Raw genomic sequence first — 26,513 nt, 5'->3', positions numbered from 1 at the left:
CTAATTGCAAATACGCTGAATAAGGGCGCTGATTTTTTGTTGGGCCGGATTGATCTCGGCCAGGGTAATAAACTCATCCGGCTGGTGTGCCTGACGGATAGAGCCGGGTCCCATTACTATAGTTTCGCAGCCCAGATCCTGAACAAAAGGTGCCTCGGTGCAATAATTAGCGGGCATGGCTTTTTCGCCACTGAGCTCTTCGGCCAGTTTCACAATGGCGGAGTCTGCTGGGCAGGCATACCCTGGAATAGGTTCGTGCATGGAATGGATGGCGATAACGCCTGGATAATCCTGTTGCAGGGGCGCTAAGGAGCCGTGCAGCATTTCGTAGAGCGATGGCAGGTCCATGCCAGGCAACGGCCGCATATCCAGGTGCAGTTCGCAACAGGCGCATATACGATTGGCGGCATCGCCACCGTGAATATGACCGAAGTTCATGGTCGGATAGGGCACTTCAAATGCCGGCTGGCTGTAACGCTCGGCCATGTCCTGTTTGACTTTAATCAGGCGGCCAATGACCGAATGCATCACATCAATGGCATTCAGGCCCGCGGCTGGGTTCGAGCTGTGGCCGCTCTTACCGGTAATGCGTATGCATTCGGTCGTATGTCCTTTGTGCATAATGACTGGCGCCATGCTGGTCGGCTCGCCGATCACCGCAAATTCAGGTTTTAAATCCGCAAATTTCTTCAGCTCCCGGGCACCGGCCATACTGGTTTCTTCATCAGCAGTGGCTAGTACACGCAAAGGTTTTTTCAGTTGACTTAAGTCTTTATCGCGCAAGGACTCCAGGATAAAAGCAAAAAAGCCTTTCATATCAGCACTGCCTAACCCATATAACTTGCCATCGGCTTCAGTCAGGCTAAAAGGGTCGCGGGTCCAGCGGCCTTCGTCCCAGGGAACGGTATCTGTATGTCCACTAAGCAGTAAACCACCGGTGCCCGGGCCAATAGAGGCGAGCATGTTGAACTTGCCTCTTTGCGCGCTAAGTTCATTTATCTGCACGTTAAAACCCAACAATTCAAACCAGCCTGCGAGCTTATCGATGACGGCTTTGTTGCTGGTATCCCAGCCTGGCTCCAGACAGGAAACTGAAGGTATCGCGATAAGCTCGCGATACATGGTCAGAAAGCTGGGTAATGCGGACATAGGTCACCTTTTAATACGAATTCTGAATCTGATAAGGAGCATACCATGCAGCATACAAAAAAAGAGCATGCAGGGCATGCTCTTTTCAAATCTATCGTGCATAAGTTATGCCGTTGGTTAACCTGCTGGGTAGCTATAGCTTGACTGTAGCCCCAGTGGCAGCCCAATGGTCCAGTATAAAAGCAGGAATGCCGACCACAGGATAAGCAATACAATAGAGTATGGCAGCATCAGGGATACCAAGGTGCCTATGCCCGTGCCCTTAACATAACGCTGACAGTACACTACAACTAATGGGAAGTAGGGCAGGAGCGGCGTTATGATATTAGTGGCCGAGTCACCGACCCGATAAGCGGCCTGGGTTAAATCTGGTGACAGACCCAGTTGCATCAGCATAGGTACAAAAATAGGTGCAATTAAGGCCCATTTTGCCGAGGCCGAGCCCACAAACATATTGATGAAGCCAACCAGGAAAATAATGCCGACCAGAGTCACACTGCCAGGCATAGCCAGGGCTTGCAGGAAGTTCGCGCCCTTAATCGAAAGCAGAGTGCCCAGATTAGAGTCACCAAAGGCTTTAATGAAGAGTGCACAGAAAAACGCCATGACCATATAATACGCCATGCCTTCCATTGCTTTGCTCATGGCCATGATAACGTCGCGGCTTTCTTTAAAGGTGCCGGCTACATAACCGTGCACTATGCCGGGTACCCAGAACATTAAAAAGATCAGTGGCACAATAGACTGCATCAGTGGCGCATTGAAAGAAGCCAGTTCGGCCGTATCAGGATCACGCAGAGCCGAGCCTTCAGGAATAGTCACCGCCACTAGCACCGCGACACCAGCAAGCATGACCGCTAATGCGCTGTAAAAAGCTTTGCGATCGCGAGAGTTCACTTCTTCTATTTCAGGCATATCGCTGGCGTCGCCATCGATTTCTGTATTTTTAAGGCGCGGTTCAATGACTTTATCGGTCAACCACCAGCCGACTGCAACTACCAGCAGACAGGAAGCGGCCGTGAAACCCCAGTTATTCAAGGGGTTCAGCTGTACAGCCGGGTCATACATTTGAGCCGCGGTTTGAGTAAAACCTTGCAATAAAGGGTCGATAGCACTGGGCACGAAATTAGCGCTGAAACCACCGGATACACCGGCGAAAGCCGCCGCAATACCTGCTAGCGGGTGGCGTCCTGCGGCATAGAAGATAATGCCGCCAAGCGGGATCACCAGCACGTACCCTGCGTCTACAGCGGTGTGGCTGACAATAGCAACCAATATAAGCATTGGAGTCAGCAGCATTTTAGGAGTTACATTGAGCATCAGTTTGATGCCGACGTTAATGAAACCACTGCGCTCAGCTACGCCAACACCCAGCATAGCAACCAGGACTACGCCTAAAGGCGCAAAGTGCATAAAGGTAGTGACCATGGTGGCCAGAAATTCAGCTATAGCGTCAGGGGCCAGTAGGTTGTTAACCTGAAGCTGTTCGCCTGTCAGCGGGTGTTGTTCGTTAAAGCTAAATTGCGAAAAGATTAAGCTCAGTACCCAGATAATGACCAGCAGGCCAGCGAACATTACCGCTGGATCAGGTAGTTTATTACCAACTACTTCTACTTTGTTCAGGATACGATTGAGCAGGCCGTCTTTGCTTTCCGTGACGGTATTATTATCACTCATGGTTATTCCCCAGTATGTCTAGCGCAGGTGCTTGTTTATAAGAATAATGGTTTAAAACTGGCTAAGCATACATGAGCTAAGGGGCACTGACCAGTGCCCCTTAGCCTCTCAACGCGATGGCGTTAGTGAGGGCTCAGAATAGGAAGCGCATGCCGAAACTCCAGGTGGAACGGGAGTAAACGTCATTAAAGTGCACGCCAATAGCGGTTTGCGGGGTGAAATAGAAGTAAGCTGATGCGACGGCACCATGGGTACTGTCATAACCATCCATATCTATGTAGCGATAACCGAGCCGGTATTCAAAGGCATCATGACGTTGCCGGATGCCGGAGTTGAGAGTGTAAAAAGGAGAACCGTCGCTGCTGAAGACATTACTGCTTAATGCGTAGTGTCCAAGAGAGACCGAGGCGTCTAAAGTGGTGCGATCATAGACGTTAAAATAACGGCCAACGCCGACATCAATCAGGCTTTCATTAAAGCTGGAACCATCTGAAAAGCGTTGTCGTATCTGACGGTAGGTGCCTGTCATGAAAAACTTATGGCCAAATTCGTATTCGCCATCCAGGGTGAAACCACGGTTGCCACTGGAGGTTTCTGAAACACCGCCAGAAAAATGAGTGTAGCTCGGCTGCGTCAGATTAAGTGATTGTGCCTGGGCTGTGCCTGATAGGATCACTCCAGCACTCACTAACAAAGCACCTGTTACTGCATGTTTAAACATTATATACACCTTGGATATCAGCCGTGAGAAAGCCTTACGAGCTTCAGTCTAGAGACTGAAAAAGGCTTTCTCAATGCTATTTACATAAGCTTTTAGTTGCGCAGCTTACCAGCGTACACGCAATTGTATACTTTGTAGTTGGTATTCTTCATGGTCCTGATAACGCAGGCCCACTGCTAAATATCGGTTAATATTCAAAAAGGCATTGGCTGACCAGCGGAACTGGTCGTCACGTTCGCTGGAATGAAATAAATAAGCCAGGCCAACCTGCACTTCTAAAGGGCCATGGTTGTCACGTAAACCGATTTCTGCACCAAAGTATTCGCTTGCATCGCGAAAATAGTTATCTGGATCTAAAGGGTCAGGCAAAGTCAGAGTTTCCTGGCCGACCAGGAAAGACAAATCCACATAAGGACCGACTTGAGAGCGCTCATACCAGCCAATTCCAACCTGATAGTCTTCGAGTTCAAGATCAGAGGTGCTTCCAATAACACTGCTGGATAAGTCTGTGTAGTGACCGCTGATAAAAAAGCGTGGTGAAAGCTGTTGCTCAAAACTGGCGGAAACACCATTAGGTTTATCTGCGTAATCCTCGATTTTCGCCTGCATGTAGTCCAGGGTCAGATTGCTATAACTGGGAGTGGCAAAATGAGGCGATAGGGTGTTCGCCTGACTGGCACTGCTAAGCAGGGTAAGACTGCTGAAAAAAATGATTGGCAATGAGCGCATAGGTGTGTCCTTTTATGAATCGGGATTTACTGCCTCCAGTGTAGCTACAAAGGCCTGCTTGTGGAATCCGGTGTCGAACTCTTATTTGATTTTACGTTATGATACCTCAGTGTCTTATAAAGGTGAAAAAACTATGCAACGAGTGATAACTCTCTCAGCAATTTGTCTGGCGTTGGCCAGCTTTAGCAGTAGTGCTATAGATCCGGATGATATTTGGGTAAATGAAGTGGCGCCCGGTAGCGGTAGCCTGAAAGCTTTTGACAGTGACCACGCAGAGGTTCTGCAGCAGAGTTTAATCAAGCGCTGGTTGCAAGAGGAAGTTAGTGGTGAAGTCTTGAGTCAGTGGAGCACCGACTCAGAGCCTGGCACTCAGATGCTGCATGTACCTGTGGGAGTGGACCGTTTTACCCAGGGTAAATTGCAACTGGATAATATCGAGCAGGCTAGTGTATTTATTAATGGGCAACGAGTGAACGCTAGTGGCGAAGACTACGAGCTTCAGTTACAAACAGGTGATCATCAGTTGCTGGTGCTGGTCGAAGATGCTGAAGACTGGAGCTCTATAGGCCTGACCTGGCAGGGGGAGGCGGAGCATGATGTGTTGCATACCGCACGTCCGGATAATTATCGGCTGAATGCGGAACAGTTATTTGATGCCCAGACCACCACTGAGTTAAGCCTGTCTCCGGATGGTGACTATATGATCTGGCGCCGTCAGCATTTCAGCGCTGAAACGGGAGATACGCCGCAGTTTCGTCTGCAACTGATGCATACGGAGTCTGAACAGGCTGTTTTTGAGTGGACCGATACCAGTGCCAGTGGTTTTGCCTGGCAGCAAAATAGCGAACAGCTGGCCTATATCAGTGACAATAAAGTTCACATACTGTCGCTGGCGGACATGCAGATTGAGGCGGTCACTCCGGAACTGTCCGGTATCAGCAATGTGCGCTGGATAGATGACGAACAGCTTATTTTTAGCTGGAACAAAACACCTGACAACGACGCTGGCCTTACTAAACGTTATCAGGCGCTGGAGGACCGCTGGAGTTACTTTCGCGACAACAGTCAATTGTATACGCTGAACCTTGCGAATAGCGCTATGCATCAACTAACTCAGAATCCGGTGTCTACCAGCTTGCAGGATATCGATGCGCAGGGCGAGTATGTGCTGGCCAGTCGGCGACAGGTGGATTATGCAGAACCGCCTCATTTTGCGGTTGAGCTCCTTGAAATTCGCATCAGTGACGGCGCAGAACGCGTGATTGGCGAATACCGTACTTTCAATCAGGCGCTGTATGGTGCTGAAGGTATTTATGTAGTGGCGGGACCTGAGTTCGCTGAAGGTGCCGGCCGCAATGTGCCTGAGGACATGCTGTCGAACAATTACGATGGCCAGTTATACTGGATGAATCGTCAAGGCGAGGACGTTGGCCCACTGGCGATAGACTTTGATCCTGCTATTGGCGCTATCTATTCGGCAGGTGAAAATAACCTGCTATTGCGTGTAACCGAACGCGACGGCACTCAGCTTTATCATTATCAGGCGGACAATCAGCGTTTCAATAAGCTGAATAATAACCTGGATGTGATTGACCAGGTTGCGGTCAGTCAGCAGGATAGCCCACGGGTAGCCTTTGCTGGCACGGCTGCGAGAGCTCCACAACGACTGTATACCCAGAGTCTGGACAGTGCTCAGCCATCGTTGTGGTGGGACAGTAAAGACGATTATTACCGCCTGAATAGTTTATCCAGTGTGCGCGAGTGGAATTTCAATAACGAGCGTGGGGATACTATTTACGGTCGTATTTATCTGCCCCATGACTTTGATGAAAATGAGAGTTACCCGGCACTGGTGTATTACTACGGCGGTACGACCCCGGTACAGCGCGCGTTTACCGGTCGTTACCCGTTTAATCTATGGGCCGATATGGGCTATGTGGTGTATGTATTACAACCCACAGGCGCCACCGGATTTGGTCAGGAGTTCTCAGCACGTCATGTTAATGCCTGGGGTGAATACACTGTCGACGATATTCTGCAGGGTACTGAGCGCTTTATTGAGCAGCATGAGTTTGTCGATGCTGATCGGGTGGGTAATTTAGGCGCTTCTTATGGCGGCTTTATGACCATGTTACTGGCCACTAAAACGGATCTTTTTGCCGCATCTATGTCGCATGCGGGTATCAGTAGCATTACTTCATACTGGGGCCAGGGCTGGTGGGGCTTTTTGTATTCCGGTGAAGCCAGTAAAGGCAGCTTCCCCTGGAATAACCCTGAGTTGTACCGGGATCAGAGTCCGGTGTATCGGGCTGATCGTGTGAATACGCCGATGTTATTGATTCATGGCGATGCGGATACCAATGTACCCCCGGGCGAAAGTCACAACATGTATACCGCTCTTAAATTGCTGGATAAAGAAGTAGAGTTGGTTGAATACCTGGGCGAAAATCACGCGATTAATAACCGTGAGGCCCGCCTGCATTGGTGGCAGACTTACATGGCTTTTTTTGATAAACACTTAAAAGACGAGCCACAGTGGTGGCAGTCGTTATATCCTGAAAATTAAGATTAAAGCTTTGCTGAAAAAGCGAATTTAAGACAAAACCCTCAATAGTTAAGTAATTAATATTGGGGGTTTTGTGTGTCTATTGGTAGCCGAAATTTAACTACGCTTACCAAAAAGGCGCTCTTTCTTTTTGCGCAAATCTTCGGCTTTTTGTGTTTTCTTGCGTTCTTTTTTGCGCTCAATAATACGTTGATGCAGGTATTCGCGGCGTCGCTGAGTTTGCCATTGGCGCCATGCCAGTATGGCGCCAAGGAACAGGGCTACCCAGGAAAAAATATTAGAAACGGTATCTACTATGCTTCTGGAACTGCGCTCAGTAGCCGGGTCCATAGCGGGTGTAATGGCTACAAATAGTTCATAGACCAGTGGAAGTACCCATAAAATGATTAAGAATGTGGCTAAGGTCCACATTGAAGTCCGGAACCAGCGTATATCCAAAAGCGATTTTTTTTCTGTTTTAGTGTTCATATCGACTTGTCATTAATTAGGGTGGATCAAGTGTGCCGTGAAACACATTAGGTTACAATGCACGGCGTTCAGATTAGTAGTTTACAAAGGTATTCTTATGAGTTCTATTCCCCATGTTGATATGAGTCGTTATAACAGCGATTTTGATGCGTTTGTACAAGCCCTGGGTGAAGGCTATGCAGTCAATGGATTTGTAGCTTTGACCGGGCATGGTATCAACACTGATACGATTCACAAGGCGCTGGATATCAGTCGTGAGTTATTTGCTTTACCCGAAGCGGTGAAGAAGCAGTATCACCGTCCGGGGCAGGGTGGAGCCAGAGGGTATACACCTTTTGGTACTGAAATCGCCAAAGATGCCAAGCATGTGGATTTAAAAGAGTTCTGGCATATTGGTCGCGAGCTTGAAGGCCCCGCGCCTTACCCACAGTTGACGCCAAATGTATGGCCGCAGGAACTGCCGAATTTTAAAACCGAAATGCTGAAGCTTTATGCCGCCCTGGATGAGCTGGGTAATCAGGTGTTGGAAGGCATTGCGGTTTATCTGAAACAACCCCGGGATTATTTTCGTAAGCGGGTTAATTTAGGTAATTCTATTTTACGGCCTTTACACTATCCACCCATTATCGATGAAGGCACTCCTTCAGTGCGGGCTTCTGCACACGAAGATATCAATGTGATTACCTTATTGATAGGTTCACGGGAGCCAGGTCTGGAAGTACTGTCGAAGTCAGGTAACTGGGTGCCCGTGACCATTATTGAAGGGGCTATTATCTGCAATGTGGGTGATATGTTACAGCGCCTGACCAACGGCGTTTTACCATCAACCACCCATCGGGTCGTTAATCCACCGGCGCCATATAGCCACAAATCACGTTATTCGATACCGTTTTTCCTGCACTTTAATCCTGACGTTATGATTGAAGCCCTGGAAAGCTGTGTTAGTGAGGATAATCCAAAACAACAGGAAGCTATTTCCGCTGATGATTACCTCATGCAGCGCTTGCGTGAAATCGGCCTGATGAAGTAAATAAAATGGGGTCAGAGCTAAAATTCACCACTTTTGAGTGGTGAATTTTAGCTCTGACCCCATTATTTTCACCATTTTTGTTATGCGATAAGGGCTTGTTGCTCTTCGCGATACCTATTAAAAATAGCGCTTTTCGGCGCAGCTACCTGCTTACCGTTATCATCCAGAATAGTGGCTTCCGGTGCACTGCTGTTACTGGCTCCCTCATAACCCGCGCATTGCGGGCACAACCAGGGCAGGTAACCTTGCTTCAAGGTCTCAATAACAGGTTCTATGGGGGTGTGGAGGCTGACATAAAACCAGCCATCTTGTAGCTTTAGCTCTTCAGTACCATATTGCTGATTGAAAACGGGTGTAGCATTCGCAAACAAAGATACTTTGTGGTTGCAGATAACCCGATGTTGATCGGCTTGGTGAGGTTGCTGGCATTTCACACAGCAGCTGGCGGGTTGTTGTGGTCGTTTTGTATCTATATTCAGGCTCATAGCGAACTCCTCAGAGTAAATGGTTCGCGCGCTGCCGGCGCGCTTTAGCTGTATTTATAATCCGCCCGCAAGTTGCAGAGACTTAAATCGGCGGCAAAAGTGATTCTAGTTGATTTTCATTTGGATGTCTAGATGTCCATTTGAGTCTTTGGCATAAAATAAAATGGGGTCAGAGCTAAAATTCACCACGTAAAAGTGGTGAATTTTAGCTCTGACCCCGGATTTGTTTATGGTAGGTTAATAGCAGTTTTAACGGCTTAAAAAGATATTATGAATTTATTGCTTCGTTTGATTTGGATTCTTATAAAACGTACCCGTGCGGGTCGGTCTAATCCGCTGGATCCGTTACGTGTGCGTTCCCGTGCTTTACCCAACGATTTAGATTTTAATCTGCATGTAAATAATGGGCGCTACTTTAGCTTTGCTGATCTTGGGCGTGTTGATTGGTTCGTGCGTACAGGTTGTCTGCAAGTCGCCAGGCAACGTAAAGCCATACCTGTAATTGGTGATGCAACCGCTCGTTTTATGCGTCAGCTGAAAGCTTTTGACCGTTTCTATGTAGAAACCCGGCTATTAGGTTGGAATGAGAAATGGGCTTTTTTAGAACATAAGGTGCTGGATAAAAACGATCAGGTGGCTGCAATTATTGTGGTACGTGGTATGTTCTGGAATCGCAAGGGTGGTTTGACACCGCAGGAATTAATGGAAGCAACCGGGCACAAAGGCCTGGAATCTCCTGAGTTGCCTGCCTGGGTGCAACAGTGGGCGATAACTTTGGATACCCTGAGTGAAACGAATAAAGCAAAAAAGACTGAAAAGCAGGCATAAAAAAAGCGCCCCTGGGGGAAGGGGCGCTTAAACTCGTTTCTAACGCAACACATATCAGGGTGTCATCCATGACGAAATTAGAAACGAGCGCTCTTGAGCTTGGCTCAGTTGCAAGTTCAGAATAGCTGACTTGAAAACGTTGTATATGCTGTTTACGGAAGATTTACTAAAAAGCGGGTTTGTCGATTAGGGGAATTACATTTTGCAGTTTGGGATAGGAATATTAATCTTTATCCATATTATGACCGGTTCCATGGCGCTGGTGGCTTTTTGGGTTCCTCTGATTACCCGTAAAGGACGACGTACGCATAGAGTAGTGGGCCTGGTTTTCGCTTATAGCATGATGGTTACGGCTTTGACGGCTATAGTGCTGGCATCAATACATTTACTTTTTCCTTCGGTAATCCAGGCGGACACAGCTGAACTGCGACATGAGCAATACCTTTTTCTTGGTTGGATGATGCTTTACCTGGGTGTCCTGGCCTTAGTTTTAATTATGTTTGGTCTGAAAGCTGTACGGAATAAAGGCCGCTATCATCTATATAAAACACCATCCATTTTATTCATGCACGGTGTGCTGGCGCTGCTTGCTTTATGGATATTTTATCTTGGTTGGAGCGAACGCAGAGTGTTGCTGATTGGCGTCGCGTTTATCGCGTTTCTGATGGTGCCGGGAAACATTCGTTTTATCCTGCAAAAGCCCGGTGCGAAGTCTGGCGGCTTGCGGCGGGAATGGTTATATCAACACTTCAGCAGCATGATAGGGGCCGGAATAGCTGGATATTCAGCGTTTTTATCTTTCGGTGCGGCTATGTATCTACCTACCCAGACTTTCAACCCTTTCCTCTGGACAATACCTACCATACTCGGTGTCAGCTTTATGTTATGGCTAGCGAAGCGACAGCCGCGGCACGATTAACATCTTTTTCACCATTTTGCAGGCATAAAAAAGGCCAGCTATTTAGCTGGCCCTTTAGCTTTAAATGATTCAGGCAGCGTTTTTATTGCTTGCCTGTTGCTTTTCGAAGTGCTCGCGGGCGCCACGGCCGGCCAGCAGGTCTTCGTGAGCGAAGTCATCGACGTTAATTACTTTCAGACGACCTTCTTCAGCACGCACCAGTAGGGCGGCTTCTTCGTCGTTGATAACGCCAAGTTTCTTGCCTTCTTCAGCCAGCTCATCCAGCTTGGTAAAGGTGAAACGCTTCTTAGCAGCATCACAGATTTTCTGATGCAGCGGCTCAGCAGCGATCATGTCGCGCAGTACGGTTTCAACGTAACCATAAGCACCTTCAGGAGACAGGAACTGACCGTCGCCTAAACGTTCACGAGCGGCGTTCGGGCTCATCAGTAAGCGAGCTACCTGATGATCCAACTTGTCGCTGGGTGCTTTAGCAATGACGCCAAACGGATACATGATGGCTTTCAGGAAAGCACCATGGAAACCGAAGTTTTCCAGCATGGCACGCTGACTTTGCTGCAGTTTGTACATAGTGTCCTGCATTGCCCAATGCACAAATGGCAGGTCTTCAGCAGGGCGACCGTCGTCTTCAAAACGCTTCAGCACAGCAGAACCCAGGTACAGGTAGCTCAGCATGTCACCTAAGCGAGCAGAAACACGCTCTTTACGCTTCAGTGAACCGCCTAATACGCCCATGGCCACGTCAGACATCAGTGCCAGGTTAGAACTAAAGCGGGTCATTTGCTTGTAGTACTTGCTGGTGGAATCATTCGCTGGTGTGCTGATAAAAGCACTGCCGCCAAAGCCGTAGAACAATGAACGGGTAAAGTTAGCAAAGACAAAACCAATATGACCGAACAGCGCTTTATCAAAGCGACGCAGGCCTTCAGCGCCTTTGAGAGCTGAAGCTTCCATTTCTTCCAGAACAAATGGATGACAACGGATTGCGCCCTGGCCATAAATCATCATGTTGCGGGTCAGAATGTTGGCACCCTCAACAGTGATAGCCACAGGTGTACCCTGATAAGCACGGCCGAGATAGTTGTTCGGACCTAAACAAATGCCTTTACCGCCGTGTACATCCATAGCATCGTTCATGGCAGTACGCAGTTTTTCGGTCATGTGGTATTTAGCAATGGCAGAGATAACGCTCGGTTTCTCGCCTTGATCGATACCTGTGGTCGACAGTTTGGTAACCGCATCCATCAGATAAGCATTGCCGCCTAAACGCGCCAGTGCTTCTTCGACACCTTCCATTTTACCGATAGGTAATTTGAACTGACGACGAATACGTGAGTAAGCACCAGTAACCAGCGCCAGTGACTTAGCACCACCTGCACTGTTTGAAGGCAGGGTGATAGCACGGCCAACCGACAGACACTCAACCAGCATACGCCAGCCTTTGCCAGCCATTTCCTGGCCGCCAATGATGTAGTCCATAGGTACAAAGATGTCTTTACCGCGAATCGGACCGTTATGGAAAGGTACGTTCAGCGGAAAGTGACGGCGACCAATTTCAAGGCCTTTAGTATCACGAGGCAACAACGCCGCGGTAATACCCAGCTCTTTCTCATCACCAATCAGACCGTCTGGATCGTACATTTTAAATGCCAGACCCACGACTGTAGCGATAGGCGCCAGGGTGATATAGCGCTTGTCAAAGTTAAGGCGCATACCAATGACTTCTTTACCTTCCCACTCGCCTTTACAGACCACACCGCTATCCGGGATAGCGCCTGCGTCAGAACCGGCCTCAGGGCTGGTTAAGGCAAAACATGGAATTTCCTGACCAGTGGCCAGACGTGGCAGATAATGGTCTTTCTGTTCTTTAGTACCATAATGCTGCAGCAGTTCGCCCGGACCTAATGAGTTAGGTACACCAACGGTAGAAGCCAATACTGTGCTGACACCTGATAATTTTTGCAGTACGCGGGATTGTGCGTAAGCAGAGAATTCCAGACCACCATATTCTTTCTTGATGATCATGGCGAAGAATTTTTCATCCTTCAGATACTGCCATACGTCTTCTGGCATATCCGCCAGCTCGTGGGTAGTTTCCCAGTCGTCCAGCATGGCGCAGACTTTGTTTGCAGGGCCATTTAAGAAAGCTTCTTCTTCAGTGGTCAGACGCGGAGCAGGAATGTTATGCAACATTTTCCAGTCAGGTGAACCACGGAAAATTTCGCCGTCCCACCAGACAGTACCGGCTTCAATAGCGTCTTTTTCAGTTTTTGACATCTCAGGCATGATTTTGCGGTACGCCGCAAGAATCGGCTTGGTTAATATCGTTTTACGGATAAAACCAAGGTTCAGAGGTACCAGTAGTACGGCAGCGACAATCCACAGGACGATAGCTGTGGTTGAACCGAATATCGTTAAGCCGGTGCCAATACCAAGCATGACAGCGGTGCCTAAAGTGAAAACCCACAGCGAACTGCGGTGATAAATCATGGTACCCAGTACTAACAGGGTAGCGATGATCCAAATTGCGACACTCATAATATTTACTCCAGTTTGAGGTCTGACCAGTTCATACAAAATAGATCAAAGCAGACCAGTTTGCAAGTTTAACTGTACGTGCTAAGGGAATTTTTTGTGCTTAAAAGTGACTTAGCTATAACTGAGTCGTTGCTTTCGCTTTTTCACTTAAGTGCTATGGTAGTGGCTGGACTTTTTGCAACAGGATGGCCTTATATGAAGTTATTTGTACCTTTTGCAGCCGCAGCTGCCTTAACCACATTTATGGCAGGCTCTGCTCAAGCTTCTGAGCAGAATAATGCGCAAATGGAAACTAAGCCTTACAGCGCAAAATACGAATTATCCAGACGGGGCACTACCCGAGGACACGCTTCCCGGGTTTTAAGTCGCACGGAGCAGAATACTTGGCGGTATTACACCGAAAGCTATGCTTCTATGTTGTTTTTATCTGATCACCGGGAAAATGATACCGAATTTCTGATGCGAAACGGGCGTGTTGAGCCCCTGGTGTTTGATTACAGTCGCGAGGGCACCGGTTCAAATCAGTATTTTACCGTGCAGTTTGACCGTCCCAACAAAGAGCTTATTTCGATAGCTGGCGATGAAATTAATGCGGACTGGCGTGATGACCTGCTGGATGCCAACGCCGTTCTGCACCAGTTGCAGGTTGATGTTGCCGCTGGTGGCGATAACTGGACTTATCAATTGCTGGATGAAAATGGCAATAACCGGGAATATGAATTTGCCCGGGCGAAGACAGAGATTCTGCAATTACCTTATGGCGAAGTTGAGGTTGTACGAGTTGACCGGGTACGTGACACAGATCGTCGGCAGACCTTTTTCTGGTTTGCGCCTGAGCTTAATTACACCCTGGTAAGAATGCAGCAATTACGAAAAGGGCGGGAAGAAGCGATGATCAGTCTGACCGAACTTAATTTTGATGATGAATGAAAGATGAAGAGTAAAGAGGTCGTACGCGGCTGTTAATCAGCCGCGTAACCCTGTGCGTCCATGACTACACCATCCAGCAGTACACCCTCGTCGGTAAGTACCAGTCGGTCGGCACAAAACCAGCGTATTACCAGCGGGTAAATACGGTATTCCTGTTCATGTATCCGATCTTCTAAATCTGTTATTTCATCGCCTTCAAAGATAGGAATTCTGGCTTGCAGAATCACCGGTCCGCCATCCAGCTCTTCCGTGACAAAATGCACGCTGACACCATGTTCGGTATCACCGTTATCCAGCGCACGTTGATGGGTATGAATACCTTTGTATTTAGGTAACAAAGACGGGTGGATATTCATCAGGCGGCCAGCAAAATGATTAACAAAGTCAGCGGTCAGAATGCGCATGAAACCGGCCAGCACCACTAAATCTGGTTGGTAGCTATCGACCAGTTTTTTCAGCTCAGCATCATAGGCTTCACGGCTGGCAAAATCGCGATGGGACAGGCTTGCCGTGGTAATGCCCATGTTTTTAGCTTTTTGCAGACCGGCAGCGTCTGCTTTATTGCTGATAACAGCCACCACTTCTGCATTGATAGAACCGGACTGGCAGTGCTCGGCCAGGTTCAGCATGTTGGTGCCAGAACCTGAAATAAGAATAACCAGGCGCTTAGTAGCACCTGGTGTACTATCGGTAGTTAAGGGCATTAGCGTATAACCACCAGTTCATCTTCATCGGCTGCCGCTTCAATGCTGCCAATCGTCCAGGCATTTTCGCCATTGTCGCGCAGGCACTTGACTGCCGCGTCAGCGTTTTCAGCTGGTACGGCGATGACCAGACCCACACCACAGTTGAAGGTACGATACATTTCGTGGGTTTCGATATTGCCGTTTTCCTGCAGCCAGTTGAATACGGTAGGCCATTGCCAGCTATTACCGTCAATAACGGCCTTAGTACCGGCAGGTAATACTCGAGGAATATTCTCCCAGAACCCACCACCAGTAATATGGGAAATGGCGTGTATGGGCTGTTCTGCCATCAGCGCCAGTACTGATTTGACGTAAATGCGGGTAGGTTCCAGCAGATGTTCAGTCAGTGTTTTACCTTCTAGATCCTGTTGCAGGTCGGCACCACTTACTTCTAATACTTTACGAACTAAGGAGTAGCCGTTGGAATGTGGGCCGCTTGAGCCAACAGCAATCAGAGCATCGCCCGGAGCGACTTTGCTACCGTCAATGACGTCTGCTTTTTCGACTACGCCAACACAAAAACCTGCGATATCGTAATCGCCACTCTGGTACATACCCGGCATTTCAGCGGTTTCACCACCAATCAAAGCACAGCCAGCCTGGACACAACCTTCGCCAATGCCGGTGACAACATCGGCGGCTACGTCGATGTCCAGCTTGCCGGTGGCATAATAATCAAGGAAGAAGAGGGGTTCTGCGCCCTGCACAATAAGGTCATTGACACACATAGCAACCAGGTCGATGCCGACGGTGTCGTGTTTACCTGCTTCGATTGCCAGACGTAATTTAGTGCCGACACCATCAGTGCCGGATACTAATAAAGGTTCTTTATATTTAGAGGGCAATTCGCAAAGCGCACCAAAGCCGCCAATATTGCCTTTAACTTCAGGACGAGTAGTGCGCTTGGTCACGCCTTTAATGCGCTCTACCAATGCGTTACCGGCGTCAATATCAACGCCTGCGTCTTTATAACTAAGAGATTTCTTTTGCTCGCTCACTGAAGATCCTCGTGTCGTTTGGCCAGGAAGGAATTTGGCGCGTATTTTAGCAGTATTTTTTTGCAGCGGCTACTTGCGCTGTTGAATGAAAAAGCGTCAAATAATGCACCTACACCTGACCTCTCTGGCATTTCATGAGCATTATTCGTTTAGCACAGCTGACTGACGTCAAAGCCCTGGCTAAAATAGAAGCGCTTTGTTTCCCTTATGATGCCTTAAGTGAACGCAGTTTTCGCCGCTTTATTAAGCTTAATGAAGCATGGGTCACTGTGATTGAGGATGAACAGCAGGTCAGGGGGTATGCGATTTTGCTATTTCGCCAGGCGACGAAGCTGGCCCGCTTGTATTCATTTGCAATTGACCCTTTGCAGCAAAATCGTGGATTAGGCAGTGAACTACTGGCATATACAGAAAAAAGTGCCGAAGAAGCGTTAAGCCTGTTTCTGCGCCTGGAGGTCAAAGCCGATGATCGTCATGCCCTGCGCTTTTTCCATGCCCGGGGCTATCACGACATTGGCCTTAAGAACGATTATTTTGAGGATCATTCGGATGCCACGGTATTACAAAAACAGCTGCACTTCTTTGATAGTGAGCGTTTACCGCGCCAGGTGCCTTACTTGACCCAGACCACACCTTTTACCTGTGGCCCCGCCAGTTTATTAATGGCACTGCATTATTTTGGTCAGCCTTCATCGGATCCAGCGCGTGACGAACTTGAGTTGTGGCGCGAATCCACCACTATTTATATGACTTCCGGACACGGCGGTTGTGGCCCGCATGGTCTGGCCAGGGCTGCGTATCAGCGTGGTTTAGGCGTGGAGCTATGGGTTAGCCAGGAAGGCCCGCTGCTGCTTGATTCAGTTCGCAATGTGCAAAAACGCGAGGTCATGATACGCATCCAGCAGGCGGACATTGATGCTTTGCAGGAAGCTGGTGTGGCCGTGAACACCAGTGACTACAGTGCTGATCACCTGCGTGATGATTTAGCTGAAGGCAAGCTGGTGATGGCATTAATAAGCACCTACCAGTTTGATCAGTCCAAAGCACCGCACTGGGTACTAATCACCGCGATGGACGATGATTTTGTCTATATTAATGATCCGGATGAAGATAGTGTGCCCTGGCAAAGTCCTTCTGCCCGGCAGTATTTGCCTGTCCCCCGGGAGATTTTCAGTCGTGCCTTTGGTTATGGCAGTAAACGATTGCGCGCAGCATTGGTATTATCAGAACATTCGACAAAATAGAATGTTCTGAACCCGATAATACAATGGTTGTTCTTCTCCCTACTTGCTATACCTAGTAGTGTGAGCTTATTCAATTCTCAGGCTAATGAGGCATATCATGGCTAAAGTATTAGTTGTCTATTATTCCAGTTACGGTCATGTTGAAACCATGGCAAAAGCAGTGGCCGAAGGCGCGCGTTCTGGCGGTGCCGATGTCGATATCAAACGTGTTCTTGAGCTTGTGCCTGAAGATGTGGCGAAAAACTCCGGTTATAAAGTTGACCAGGACGCGCCAATCGCTCAAGTGCAGGATCTGGTGGACTACGATGCGGTGATCTTTGGCACACCAACCCGCTTTGGTAACATGGCATCGCAAATGAAAAACTTCCTCGACCAGGCCGGCGCTTTATGGATGGAAGGCTCTCTTATTGGCAAGGTAGGGGGCGTATTTACCTCTACTGGTAGTCAACATGGGGGTCAGGAAAGCACGATTTTAAGCTTCCATACGGTACTTTTACACTTAGGTTTTGTCATTGCCGGGTTGCCTTATAGTTTTAAAGGGCAGATGGCCATGGACGAAATTACAGGGGGCACTCCCTACGGAGCCAGCACGCTGGCAGCGGGCGATGGCTCCCGGCAGCCTTCAGAAAATGAACTGGCTGGTGCACGTTTTCAAGGCGAACACATCGCTAAACTTGCGGTAAAGCTTTCTAAATAAGCGATCTGATTTGCGACCGGTGGCGTAAAGTTTAAGGTCAAAGGAACCTTTTTAGGCGGGGCGACGTTGACATATGTTGATTTCGCCCCGATGTTTAAAAGGAACCTATTAATTAGAAAAATCAGAAGCAGGAGAGCTTATGTCTGAAGTTTTTAGCGCGGCCAAACTGGGAAGCCTTGAGTTATCGAACAGACTGGTCGTGGCTCCGATGACCCGCATTAGTGCCGAACATGAGGGTGAACCCACGGACTTAATGGAAGATTACTATGCTCGTTTCGCTGAAGGAGGTTTTGGCCTGGTAATCAGCGAGGGCGTGTATTCAGATCGTAAAGCTAGTCAGGCATATCAGTATCAGCCGGGCATTACCGATGATGAGCAGCAGGCCGGTTGGAAAAAAGTGGTTGAGAAGGTTCAGCACTCTGGTGCTGAAATGATTTGTCAGCTTATGCATGCAGGTGGACAACTTCAGTACAATCGTTTTTATGAACATGCCAAAGCCCCTTCGGAAATACGACCAAAAGGTGAACCGCTTAGCATGTACGGAAAGGCGGATACCTGGCAGAAACCGGAAGTACTGGACGAAGGCGATTTCAACCAGATTCTGAATGGTTTTGTGGGTGCGGCTAAACGCGCTAAAGAAGCTGGTTTTGTTGGCGTAGAGCTGCACGCCGCCGACGGATATTTGCTTAACCAGTTACTGAGTACTTATTTTAATGAGCGCAACGATCAGTGGGGCAATAGCCTGGATGGTCGTTTGCGTTTCCTGACGCTTTTGGTGAAATCCTTGCGTGACGCATTGGGTGATGACTACATCATTGGTATGCGCATTAGCCAGGTGGCGTTGACAGACTATGATTACCAGTGGCCAGAAGGCGAAGATGGTTTCCGCTACATGCTGGAAAAACTACGTGATGCGGGTCTTACTTATGTCCACACTTCAGACATCAATGTGAACCGCAAAGCACTCAAAGACAGCGATAAATCGCTGGCGGAGGTTGCTACCGAAATTGAAGACCTGGAAGTCATCGTAAATGGTGGCGTGACAGAATATAACGCTGAAGATATCGCAGCCAAATACCCTGACGTGCTGCTTGCTGTGGGTAAAAAAGCACTGGCGAATCCAGATTTTGCCAACCGTTTGAAAGCGGGCGAAGATATCGCGGATCTTGATCCGGATATGCTGGAACCCAAGCCAACTATTCAGCATGAGCTGAACTGGCGTAAAATAAATGAAGGTAAACAGGATTAGAGCCTGAACTTATCTGTTATTGCCTGGTCTATAATATTGATTACGCAGTGAGCATCTGGCCTGATATAGCGTGAATCATCTGGAGTTATGTCAGGTAGTAGGGTAGACTGCACAGGATCTTAAGTAAGTAAGCTATACCAGAATTCGGGGCTGATCTGGATTCGACGGGATAAATGAAACTTAAGGTGCATGCCGAGGTGAGGCTGGCCTCGTAAAAAGCCTCAACTTTATAGTTGCAAACGACGACAACTACGCTCTAGCGGCATAATAGCCCGCTAGCTATCCACTGGCGCTTAGTCTGAGAGACCAGGTTTGGATAGTCATCTAAATCAGAATCGCGTGGCGGCTTCTCTCGTAGCCAAAACGTTAAAACCAATCGAGATCGCTGCCTGGTAGTCTGCCACTCGACGACCTACGCAGTTAACTAAATGAGATGGCTAAGCATGTAGTACCGAGAGCGGAGTTATTGCGGACGCGGGTTCAAATCCCGCCAGCTCCACCACTTAAATGAATCAGGACGCCCCAGGGCGTCCTTTTTTATGTCTAAAATCAGGCGTTTAGCGTTATTTGTGTGTATTTTTTAATCAATTCGATACCAAGAGAACCCACTTAAACCCAAACTTTATGTATTCCAGGATGTATTCCACACGTGCTAGGATACATTCTTGGAATACATAAACAGGGAAACGGGTATGCCTAAAGCTGCTAAACGCCTCACTGACACGGCGGTTAAGACCGCCAAACCAAAAGATCATGATACTGACAAACCCAAAGACAGGGTGATGACTGATGGCAACGGCTTGCAGCTTCGCGTACGTGCGAATGGCTCCAAACTCTGGAACTTTAATTACATTCACCCGGTAACCAAAAAGCGACTAAATATGGGGTTGGGTGCATACCCTGATGTAAAGCTGGCGCAAGCAAGAGCTTTGGCTGATGATGCCCGTTCGAAGGTGGCCGCTGGTATGGATCCTAAAGTGAGCCGAGAAGAGAAGGCTGAAAGCGATCGAGCGTCGGCACGTTCAACTTTAGAGCATGTCACTGCTTTGTGGTTTGAAGTGAAGAAAACAAAAGTGACCGCAGATTATGCAGATGACATTTGGAGGTCTTTACTTCTGCACGTCTTTCCGAAGCTAGGTAAAACACCAATCGGGGATCTCACTGCCCCTAAGTTAATTGAAGTCATGCGTCCCGTAGAAGAAAGCGGCAGGTTAGAGACTGTGAAGCGCGTAAACCAGCGTGTTAATGAAGTAATGATCCACGCTGTGAATAGCGGCATCATTCATGCTAATCCGTTAGCAGCGGTAGGCTCTGCGTTTAAGAGCCCAGAGAAGCGAAACATGCCAACACTGGCACCAGATGAGTTACCTGCGTTTCTAGAGAAGCTTCAGGATGCCAGCCTGACCTTAACTACAAAGTATCTGATACGTTGGCAGCTTCACACCATGACAAGACCGTCAGAGGCTGCTGGCGCTCGCTGGGACGAGCTTGTTGAGCATGACGATGGCCAAATAGACTGGGTAATACCTGCAGAGCGGATGAAAAAAAGAAAGGCGCATACAGTTCCGCTTAGCTCAGAAGCCAAGCGGATACTGGATAAAATGAGGCCTATCAGTGGTGAGCGAGAGCATATATTCCCGTCGCAGAGGAACCCTCAGACACATACGAACAATCAAACAGCCAATATGGCGATTAAGCGAATGGGGTATGGTGGTAAGTTGGTGAGTCATGGGCTGCGTGCATTGGCGAGTACCATTTTGAATGAAGAGGGGAAAGATCCTGACTTGATAGAAGCGGCGCTGGCTCATGTTGATGCTAACCAGGTGAGGAGCGCTTATAACCGCTCTAATTATTTAGAGCGGCGGCGCGAGTTGATGGAGTGGTGGAGTCAGTATTTAAATAGGCTATAAGAGCATTTTAACATGTGAAGCGTATTAGATGCTAATGATGTGAAATGTGTTGCAAAAACGTTGCAAAGTTAGCTGATTTATGATGTCTTATCACGATAACAACTAAGGATGGAAAGATATGGCCGTCATAACGGAAAAGCAGGAATGCGAAGTTAAGTTTGCAATTGCATTTCAATTTACCCCGAAATCAACTAATCAAGTTGGTAACAATAAATGGACTATCGACACTGGGGTTCCTTGGAACGTCAAAGATGTTGCCTCAACTACATTTGCTAACGAGCTTGATCATTCATTTAATGGTAGAGCTAAAACTTATACGAACTTGAGCTCTGGCCGAGGTGTTAATAATTCGCTTGCAGCAAAGCTTCATGAATTCAATAATAAAAGTACGCCATCGAATAAAGATTTTTTAGGCGCGATGAGTTCATTTGTTTCTAGCCACTTAAAAAGTCAACTAAATAACTCACAGCTCAAGTCAGGATTTATAGTAACAGCAGTTTTATATGAATCTTACAGAGCTCGAAATGGTGTGAAAATTGCAGGCACAGAAAGCAATATCTTAAATATTTCAATGATAAGGGCTTCTGAGGCTTTGCAATTTGACTCCAAATATAGGATCACCAAAGTACCAGCAATCGACTTTTCTAATTTACTCCAGTCAGCTCGTATTGATGTAGATATCTTTAAAAGTAATATAAGTAGTAATCCTCAGCAAGAGCATAGCGACATGTGTTTTATAGCTGGCCAGGGTGGAGTGCGGGACTACTTTTTTAATGGCTTGGGTGCGTTAAACTATGTGAAGAATAAAGATGCAGCAGATAACCTAATTAACGGTCTTAATTCATTTCTTGATAGTTTGAGTTTAAATCGGTCAGTTAAAATTAGTTTAAAGGACAGCATGCATAGTTTTATAGCAAGCCCGAGGAATAGAGATGGAGTATTAATTAATGACTTGGAAAGTTATTTAGATTCTCATTTGCCAGCAAGTCATACGCATTGTAAAGGTGAATTGAAAAGATATTTGACTAAGAACGACTATCCTGTAAATGAAAAAGTCGTTTTATCATCGGAGCAAAGAAACACTCTAGTTTGGGTGGATATTAATATCAACTCTATTCAAGTGAAATTCCGCTTAGATGATATCGGAAGAAAGGGTGTCAATTCTAATTCGTCATTGAAATTTGATGCCTCTACGGATATTTTAAGCTTTGAGGAAAAAGTTACGGACGCTGATGTCATTGCTGAAATTAAACGGGCACTTAAAGGGTGAGTAGACATGTTGCTCAAATCTTAGAGGGTTTGTGGGATTATGCAGATCATGTATATAAAAGTGAGATGCTTATCTATTTCGTTTGTCCGGGAGAGTATAGTTTTAGAGAAAACTCTCAGGCAGATTATGAAATTCTCGAGGATGAACTTCCCGATTCTTATGATGTAGATACAGAAAATATGACGGTATATTCTTTTGATTACCGTCCTAGTCAATGTATCTTTGAAATTGGTGGATTCATAAACACTAAACTTCCATTATTTCTTGATAAAGAAAGTGGTGACTTCAAAGATGAATTAGAAAAAATTATTCTATATAAAGGTGGTGCTAACTCCGAAATAAATAAAATTGACGCAGACGATCAGACTTTAGTAAGCATAATTCGCACATTCAATTTATTGAAGCAGACTGCTTCTTACATCTCTCAGGAGGACACAAGATTTTCATTTTGGATGAACTCGGTTAAGTCAGATGGCAAATCTAGTTCACTCATGATCGATTTTACTTTTGATTCTAGTTTTATCTCATCTCTGCATAAATCAAAAAAAGAGATTCGACTTCCTTCATTTGAGGGGCCTCATGCTCAAGACAAGATTGTTATCTTCAAAAGGGCCGTAATTGATTTTTTTTCAAATCAAGATTCAGTGAAGGCAAGTACTGTGTTAGAGAATATAGATAAAATTGACGCTATATTTGACTCTGAGTTTATAGCATACGTTAACAAGTTTGGCCTTGATAAGTCACTGAATGAGCTTTACGACAAGCTAAATGATATTATAGGTAAGATTTTTGAAGCGATTCATGGGACAACTTTGAAGCTTCTGATAGTGCCAGCAACAATGCTTGCTACTATTTTCATGCGCCAGCGTGGTGAGTCCGATTTAAAAATGGGTTTTATTTTAGTCGCGGTTGGCGCGCTTATAATTCTACTTCATTCCGAGACGAAACGGTATATAAATAACATCTCTCAAAATGGTCAACGCTTGCTTGATACAATAATAAGTATAAATACACATGAAACAGACAATGATGAGATAAGAACGCCTCAGAAAAATGTTAAAGATGAACTGGATGGTGTGGCAACTGATGCAAAAAAACGAGTAACCAGGTATTTATGGGGATCAGCTCTGGCTCTTGCCTTATGGGGCATAATAATTTTAGGTTCTGAATTACCCCCCTACATGCAGGTACTTCAGGACTGGATAATGAAGTTATGTAGTTGCAGTAATAATTCTTGAATTACGTAAAATCCGACCTTTCCTCTGAAATAACACCACTTATGCAATGTGATTTCAGTTTTTATGCCACCTGTTTTGCATATTCAGGTGGCGGTAAATAATTTAGTGAGCTATGTGGTCGTTCTTCGTCTAGAAGCAAAATCAATTATTCTTGAGAATTTTAAAAAGCTTGTAAGTTACTAGTTATAGCGGACAATCATGGCACTATTGATTAAATTTTTCCAAAGTCTACTACTTATTTTGCTTGAGAATTTTTTATAATTACATTTATAGATTCACTATCGATAACTATGTAGGGAGGAAAGCTATGGATGGTTCAAATAAGCAAGAAAATAGAAATAATAAAGCAGATATTTTTAACTGTGTGCTAGCGGTTTTCTCGCTTACCTCATTACTTGTAGTTACGGCAGTTCTTGGATTTCTAGGACAGCCAACTGAAATGGGATTTACCATTTTAGCTGGTGCTATTGGTTTAGCTTTTTTGAACATTGATAAGATCAGTGTCTTTAAAGGTGCGGGCTTTGAAGCTCGTATGCGAGTGAGACAAATAAAGGAAGATTTTGTAGCAAGCCAAACAGAGCCAGAGCATATTGATCAGCTTAAGTCGTTAGCCTATGAGGTTACGAAGGACAGAGAGAAAGTAATGTCCTCTTTATTGCGAACTCAGTTTAATTATCGGACAGTGAGCGGGATTGCGGCTGATAGTGGACTAACTCGAGGCGATATTGAGAGAGAATTGCAATGGTTAAAGGATAGAGGTTTAGTGCTAGAGGTCAGAGGAGTAAATCGATACTTGTGGGAATTAACTGACTTAGGTATGAAAGTTTTACCCATGGTTATATTCAGAGAGCCTCCGAGGCTGTAGGTTTTAGTAACTTATTCCCTATCGTTTGGGAACTAACTAAAAGTCCTCAGTAAAGTGGAAACAATGTGAAAATCCTCTAAATACTAAATTTTACTGTGAAAGCGAAGAGCTTTGAACAATAGAACAGTGTTAAAAAATGCGCTCTGGGCTTAGTCGGTAAATCTGACAGAGCGCTAATAAGAGTTAAGACGGTACGAGTTGTTGAGTGCTTAGCCTCTGCGTTTGCGGCCTAGGTCGTTTTCAGCTAATTTCGTCGCTGGATCAAGAAGCTCATTTGGTGCGTTGCTCCAGCTATCGTGCCAACCCAGAGAACGTAAGTGTTCCTCAACGCAGTTATCAAATTCAAAATCGCTCTCTGCACTGTCAGTGTTTCTGTGGTCCATCATTTGCCCCTATTTTTCGTTGAATGTTTTTTCAACTAAGACATTGGGGCTTAGGGCGTAAAATCAATTAGAAGGCACGAGCATTTTCATCTAAGCAGTACGTTCAGTCATCCGCTGCTCCATCCACATCTCAACTTCATACTTGTCCCAAGCGACCGCTGTGCCCCCGAGGGATACCTTCTCTGGGAACTTGCCAGCGATCATCAGTCGATACATGGTCGTTCGTGTCAGGGCGGTTCGTTCCAGGACTTCTTTCAGGGTAATGAATTGCATGCTCGTTGCTCCTAAGTGGTTTCGTTGGGTTGGTTTCAGTGGGCCGCTATGGTTGCGGCCTTTGTTCAAGAAGGGAGTTTGCAGTTGTTGCTAGCCTAATGGCTGTCGCTAAGATTCTTGCATGCCTTAGCAATTACAAAGGCTAGCGAGCAAATTTAAGTTTTAGTTCGTCCCACCTCCATCACGCTCAGCAATACGCTGCGCCAGCCAGTCTTCAACTTCCTCTTCCACCCAGGCTACGCATCGCTCACCAAGGGCTACGTTCTGCGGAAACTTGCCTGTTTCAATCAGGCGATAAAGGGTCGTGCTGCTTAAAGCTGTCATCTCAAGAACGGTACGTAAGCGAATGAATTTCATGATTGATCTCCTCTGTGTCAGAGGATTCGCCAAGCCTGTAAAGAATAACTGGATGCTTCGATTCCAAAACTTTTCAGGCCTATATCACTGATGTGCATACGCGTATTGACCAACCTAAAAGGAGACAAGCTATGCACAGCATTTTTAATAATCGGGATGTTTTGAAGTGGTCGTTGGTGGCAGCAGAAGTCGCGCTGGTCGTCGCAGCGATTTTACCAAAAGTGACTACTTCGGTAAGGAAGGAGCACGACCCTGAAGTCAGAGAGCCGATACCTACCGGCGATTTTGGATTACTGCTTCTGGATGAACAGGGAAGCGTGATCGACGTGCATCGGTTCAAAGCCGGTGAAGTGAGAGCAGGGTATGTGAGTAAGCATGCAGTACAGGAAGTAGTTAGGTCAGCAGGCGCAAGTGGCGCAGTGATGACGTATGAGTCACCTGGCTTGGTAGTGGATAACCCAGCGGATTACAGAGATGTCATCCGGGGCATTCATCAGGCATTGACTGAAATCGATGTGAGGCTGCTAAACAGAGCCTTGTTGGAGAGCAAATAGGCTTAAGTTCCCAAATTGGTATTTTGGGAACACTGCAAGCCTTTAAAAACGGGAGCCAATGAGCAAAAGGGGCTTTGAAGTTCCCGTTTTGATGTTATTTCAGAAAAGAGGAACTTAGCATGTGTGAAGTACAAGCAGTGAAAGACCTTGATGCGGTAAAACTCGTCGGACACTTACTGCAGCGCACTTACGGCCAGCAAATGGCAGATATCTGGAATGTGGGGCTTAACCTGGCGTTACGAATATCGGATCTGCTTTCTATCAAGTTCAGCGACATCAACAGTGACCGCCTAACGTTGCGAGAAGGCAAAACTGGTAAGCTGGCGACAATTAAGTTGAACGAGAAGGCGAGGGTGGTAATAGACCGTATTCGAGCAGAAAACCCGGACCATGTTTATTTGTTTCAGTCCTATCGCAACCGCTGGTCTTTGAACAAAGGCCCCAAGCCACTGAGTCGCCGCTACGTGTCCAGAGCCATTTCATCCATTGGCGAAGAAGTAGGGCTGGCACTCGGTACCCACTCAATGCGCAAAACCAGGGGCTACCACCTTTACAAGAACACCCGAGACATCGCCAGAGTGATGAAGATGCTACGTCATGGGTCGGAAGCCGTGACGTTGCGTTACATTGGCATTACTCAGGATGACGTGGACCGGGACTTTGTGGAGTTGGAGCTTTAAAAGCATAAG

26 protein-coding genes and 1 other RNA gene are annotated in these 26,513 nt (G+C 46.8%); 15 read left to right on the top strand and 12 right to left on the bottom strand.

Annotated features, from left to right (window positions below; genetic code table 11):
• The 4 genes from argE to CWE09_RS04670 all read right to left on the bottom strand — a co-directional run bounded on the left by argE (position 1) and on the right by CWE09_RS04670 (position 4,276).
• Positions 1-1,149 (bottom strand): acetylornithine deacetylase, encoded by a 1,149-nt coding sequence (gene argE, locus CWE09_RS04685; RefSeq protein ID WP_126802845.1) that lies wholly within the window; start codon positions 1,147-1,149, stop codon positions 1-3.
• 117 nt (positions 1,150-1,266) lie between these two features.
• Entirely contained in the window at positions 1,267-2,826 is a 1,560-nt protein-coding gene (locus CWE09_RS04680) for an AbgT family transporter (protein ID WP_126802844.1), read from the bottom strand.
• Between the two features lie 133 nt (positions 2,827-2,959).
• A complete protein-coding gene (locus CWE09_RS04675) occupies positions 2,960-3,547 on the bottom strand; it encodes a hypothetical protein (RefSeq protein WP_126802843.1) in 588 nt (195 codons plus the stop codon).
• Positions 3,548-3,652: 105 nt separating this feature from the next.
• The gene (locus CWE09_RS04670; protein WP_126802842.1) at positions 3,653-4,276 is read right to left on the bottom strand and encodes a hypothetical protein; all 624 of its coding nucleotides are present in this window, start codon (positions 4,274-4,276) and stop codon (positions 3,653-3,655) included.
• Positions 4,277-4,409: 133 nt separating this feature from the next.
• Between CWE09_RS04670 and CWE09_RS04665 the strand changes: the two genes are divergently transcribed.
• A complete protein-coding gene (locus CWE09_RS04665) occupies positions 4,410-6,842 on the top strand; it encodes an alpha/beta hydrolase family protein (protein WP_157982812.1) in 2,433 nt (810 codons plus the stop codon).
• Between the two features lie 96 nt (positions 6,843-6,938).
• Here the strand turns inward: CWE09_RS04665 and CWE09_RS04660 are convergent, their stop codons facing one another.
• Positions 6,939-7,310 carry a hypothetical protein gene (locus CWE09_RS04660; protein ID WP_126802840.1) on the bottom strand — a complete coding sequence of 124 codons (372 nt, stop codon included), beginning with the start codon at positions 7,308-7,310 and terminating at the stop codon, positions 6,939-6,941.
• A gap of 97 nt (positions 7,311-7,407) precedes the next feature.
• On the opposite strand from CWE09_RS04660, the gene CWE09_RS04655 reads away from it, so the two are divergent.
• Positions 7,408-8,340 (top strand): isopenicillin N synthase family dioxygenase, encoded by a 933-nt coding sequence (locus CWE09_RS04655; RefSeq protein WP_126802839.1) that lies wholly within the window; start codon positions 7,408-7,410, stop codon positions 8,338-8,340.
• An 80-nt stretch (positions 8,341-8,420) separates the two neighbouring features.
• Here the strand turns inward: CWE09_RS04655 and CWE09_RS04650 are convergent, their stop codons facing one another.
• Entirely contained in the window at positions 8,421-8,825 is a 405-nt protein-coding gene (locus CWE09_RS04650; RefSeq protein WP_126802838.1) for a hypothetical protein, read from the bottom strand.
• A gap of 270 nt (positions 8,826-9,095) precedes the next feature.
• Between CWE09_RS04650 and CWE09_RS04645 the strand changes: the two genes are divergently transcribed.
• Together CWE09_RS04645 and CWE09_RS04640 are read left to right on the top strand one after the other, a co-directional pair.
• Positions 9,096-9,653 (top strand): thioesterase family protein, encoded by a 558-nt coding sequence (locus CWE09_RS04645; protein WP_126802837.1) that lies wholly within the window; start codon positions 9,096-9,098, stop codon positions 9,651-9,653.
• Between the two features lie 202 nt (positions 9,654-9,855).
• Complete coding sequence (locus tag CWE09_RS04640) at positions 9,856-10,572, top strand: hypothetical protein (protein WP_126802836.1); 717 nt, start codon at positions 9,856-9,858, stop codon at positions 10,570-10,572.
• A gap of 69 nt (positions 10,573-10,641) precedes the next feature.
• Here the strand turns inward: CWE09_RS04640 and fadE are convergent, their stop codons facing one another.
• Entirely contained in the window at positions 10,642-13,110 is a 2,469-nt protein-coding gene (gene fadE / locus CWE09_RS04635) for an acyl-CoA dehydrogenase FadE (protein ID WP_126802835.1), read from the bottom strand.
• A 195-nt stretch (positions 13,111-13,305) separates the two neighbouring features.
• Here fadE and CWE09_RS04630 point away from each other — a divergent pair, with 195 nt between their 5' ends.
• Entirely contained in the window at positions 13,306-14,040 is a 735-nt protein-coding gene (locus CWE09_RS04630) for a DUF3108 domain-containing protein (protein WP_157982811.1), read from the top strand.
• A 32-nt stretch (positions 14,041-14,072) separates the two neighbouring features.
• On the opposite strand, the gene purN is transcribed toward CWE09_RS04630, so the two are convergent.
• Both purN and purM read right to left on the bottom strand, forming a co-directional pair.
• Positions 14,073-14,744, bottom strand: a complete 672-nt coding sequence (gene purN, locus CWE09_RS04625) for a phosphoribosylglycinamide formyltransferase (protein ID WP_126802833.1) — start codon at positions 14,742-14,744, stop codon at positions 14,073-14,075.
• Entirely contained in the window at positions 14,744-15,784 is a 1,041-nt protein-coding gene (gene purM, locus CWE09_RS04620; protein ID WP_126802832.1) for a phosphoribosylformylglycinamidine cyclo-ligase, read from the bottom strand. Before purM ends, purN begins: the two co-directional genes overlap by 1 nt.
• 134 nt (positions 15,785-15,918) lie before the next feature.
• On the opposite strand from purM, the gene CWE09_RS04615 reads away from it, so the two are divergent.
• The 8 genes from CWE09_RS04615 to CWE09_RS04580 all read left to right on the top strand — a co-directional run bounded on the left by CWE09_RS04615 (position 15,919) and on the right by CWE09_RS04580 (position 24,257).
• Complete coding sequence (locus CWE09_RS04615) at positions 15,919-17,028, top strand: GNAT family N-acetyltransferase/peptidase C39 family protein (RefSeq protein WP_126802831.1); 1,110 nt, start codon at positions 15,919-15,921, stop codon at positions 17,026-17,028.
• A 97-nt stretch (positions 17,029-17,125) separates the two neighbouring features.
• Positions 17,126-17,725 carry an NAD(P)H:quinone oxidoreductase gene (wrbA, locus tag CWE09_RS04610; RefSeq protein WP_126802830.1) on the top strand — a complete coding sequence of 200 codons (600 nt, stop codon included), beginning with the start codon at positions 17,126-17,128 and terminating at the stop codon, positions 17,723-17,725.
• Positions 17,726-17,864: 139 nt separating this feature from the next.
• Positions 17,865-18,974: an NADH:flavin oxidoreductase gene (locus CWE09_RS04605; RefSeq protein ID WP_126802829.1), complete on the top strand. Its 1,110-nt coding sequence runs from the start codon at positions 17,865-17,867 to the stop codon at positions 18,972-18,974.
• A gap of 146 nt (positions 18,975-19,120) precedes the next feature.
• Positions 19,121-19,476, top strand: a transfer-messenger RNA (tmRNA) gene (gene ssrA / locus CWE09_RS04600).
• 190 nt (positions 19,477-19,666) lie between these two features.
• On the top strand, positions 19,667-20,884 hold the full coding sequence (locus CWE09_RS04595) for an integrase domain-containing protein (protein ID WP_126802828.1): 1,218 nt from the start codon (positions 19,667-19,669) through the stop codon (positions 20,882-20,884).
• Between the two features lie 118 nt (positions 20,885-21,002).
• Positions 21,003-22,154: a nucleoid-associated protein gene (locus CWE09_RS04590; RefSeq protein ID WP_126802827.1), complete on the top strand. Its 1,152-nt coding sequence runs from the start codon at positions 21,003-21,005 to the stop codon at positions 22,152-22,154.
• Positions 22,151-23,392: a hypothetical protein gene (locus CWE09_RS04585; RefSeq protein WP_126802826.1), complete on the top strand. Its 1,242-nt coding sequence runs from the start codon at positions 22,151-22,153 to the stop codon at positions 23,390-23,392. The genes CWE09_RS04590 and CWE09_RS04585 overlap by 4 nt, the downstream gene beginning before the upstream one ends.
• Positions 23,393-23,699: 307 nt before the next feature.
• Entirely contained in the window at positions 23,700-24,257 is a 558-nt protein-coding gene (locus CWE09_RS04580; protein ID WP_126802825.1) for a hypothetical protein, read from the top strand.
• A 209-nt stretch (positions 24,258-24,466) separates the two neighbouring features.
• Here the strand turns inward: CWE09_RS04580 and CWE09_RS14145 are convergent, their stop codons facing one another.
• The 3 genes from CWE09_RS14145 to CWE09_RS04570 all read right to left on the bottom strand — a co-directional run bounded on the left by CWE09_RS14145 (position 24,467) and on the right by CWE09_RS04570 (position 25,270).
• Positions 24,467-24,643 (bottom strand): hypothetical protein, encoded by a 177-nt coding sequence (locus tag CWE09_RS14145; protein ID WP_157982810.1) that lies wholly within the window; start codon positions 24,641-24,643, stop codon positions 24,467-24,469.
• A gap of 87 nt (positions 24,644-24,730) precedes the next feature.
• Positions 24,731-24,913, bottom strand: a complete 183-nt coding sequence (locus tag CWE09_RS04575) for a helix-turn-helix transcriptional regulator (protein ID WP_126802824.1) — start codon at positions 24,911-24,913, stop codon at positions 24,731-24,733.
• 162 nt (positions 24,914-25,075) lie between these two features.
• Positions 25,076-25,270, bottom strand: coding sequence for a helix-turn-helix transcriptional regulator (locus CWE09_RS04570; protein WP_126802823.1), 195 nt, complete (start codon positions 25,268-25,270; stop codon positions 25,076-25,078).
• Positions 25,271-25,401: 131 nt separating this feature from the next.
• Between CWE09_RS04570 and CWE09_RS04565 the strand changes: the two genes are divergently transcribed.
• Positions 25,402-25,824 carry a JAB domain-containing protein gene (locus CWE09_RS04565; protein WP_126802822.1) on the top strand — a complete coding sequence of 141 codons (423 nt, stop codon included), beginning with the start codon at positions 25,402-25,404 and terminating at the stop codon, positions 25,822-25,824.
• A gap of 119 nt (positions 25,825-25,943) precedes the next feature.
• Positions 25,944-26,504 (top strand): tyrosine-type recombinase/integrase, encoded by a 561-nt coding sequence (locus CWE09_RS04560; RefSeq protein WP_126802821.1) that lies wholly within the window; start codon positions 25,944-25,946, stop codon positions 26,502-26,504.
• Positions 26,505-26,513: the final 9 nt, after the last annotated feature.

Origin of the sequence: Aliidiomarina minuta (assembly GCF_003987145.1) — a bacterium.
Taxonomy (GTDB): domain Bacteria; phylum Pseudomonadota; class Gammaproteobacteria; order Enterobacterales; family Alteromonadaceae; genus Aliidiomarina; species Aliidiomarina minuta.
This window is presented reverse-complemented; position numbering and strand designations above follow the sequence as displayed.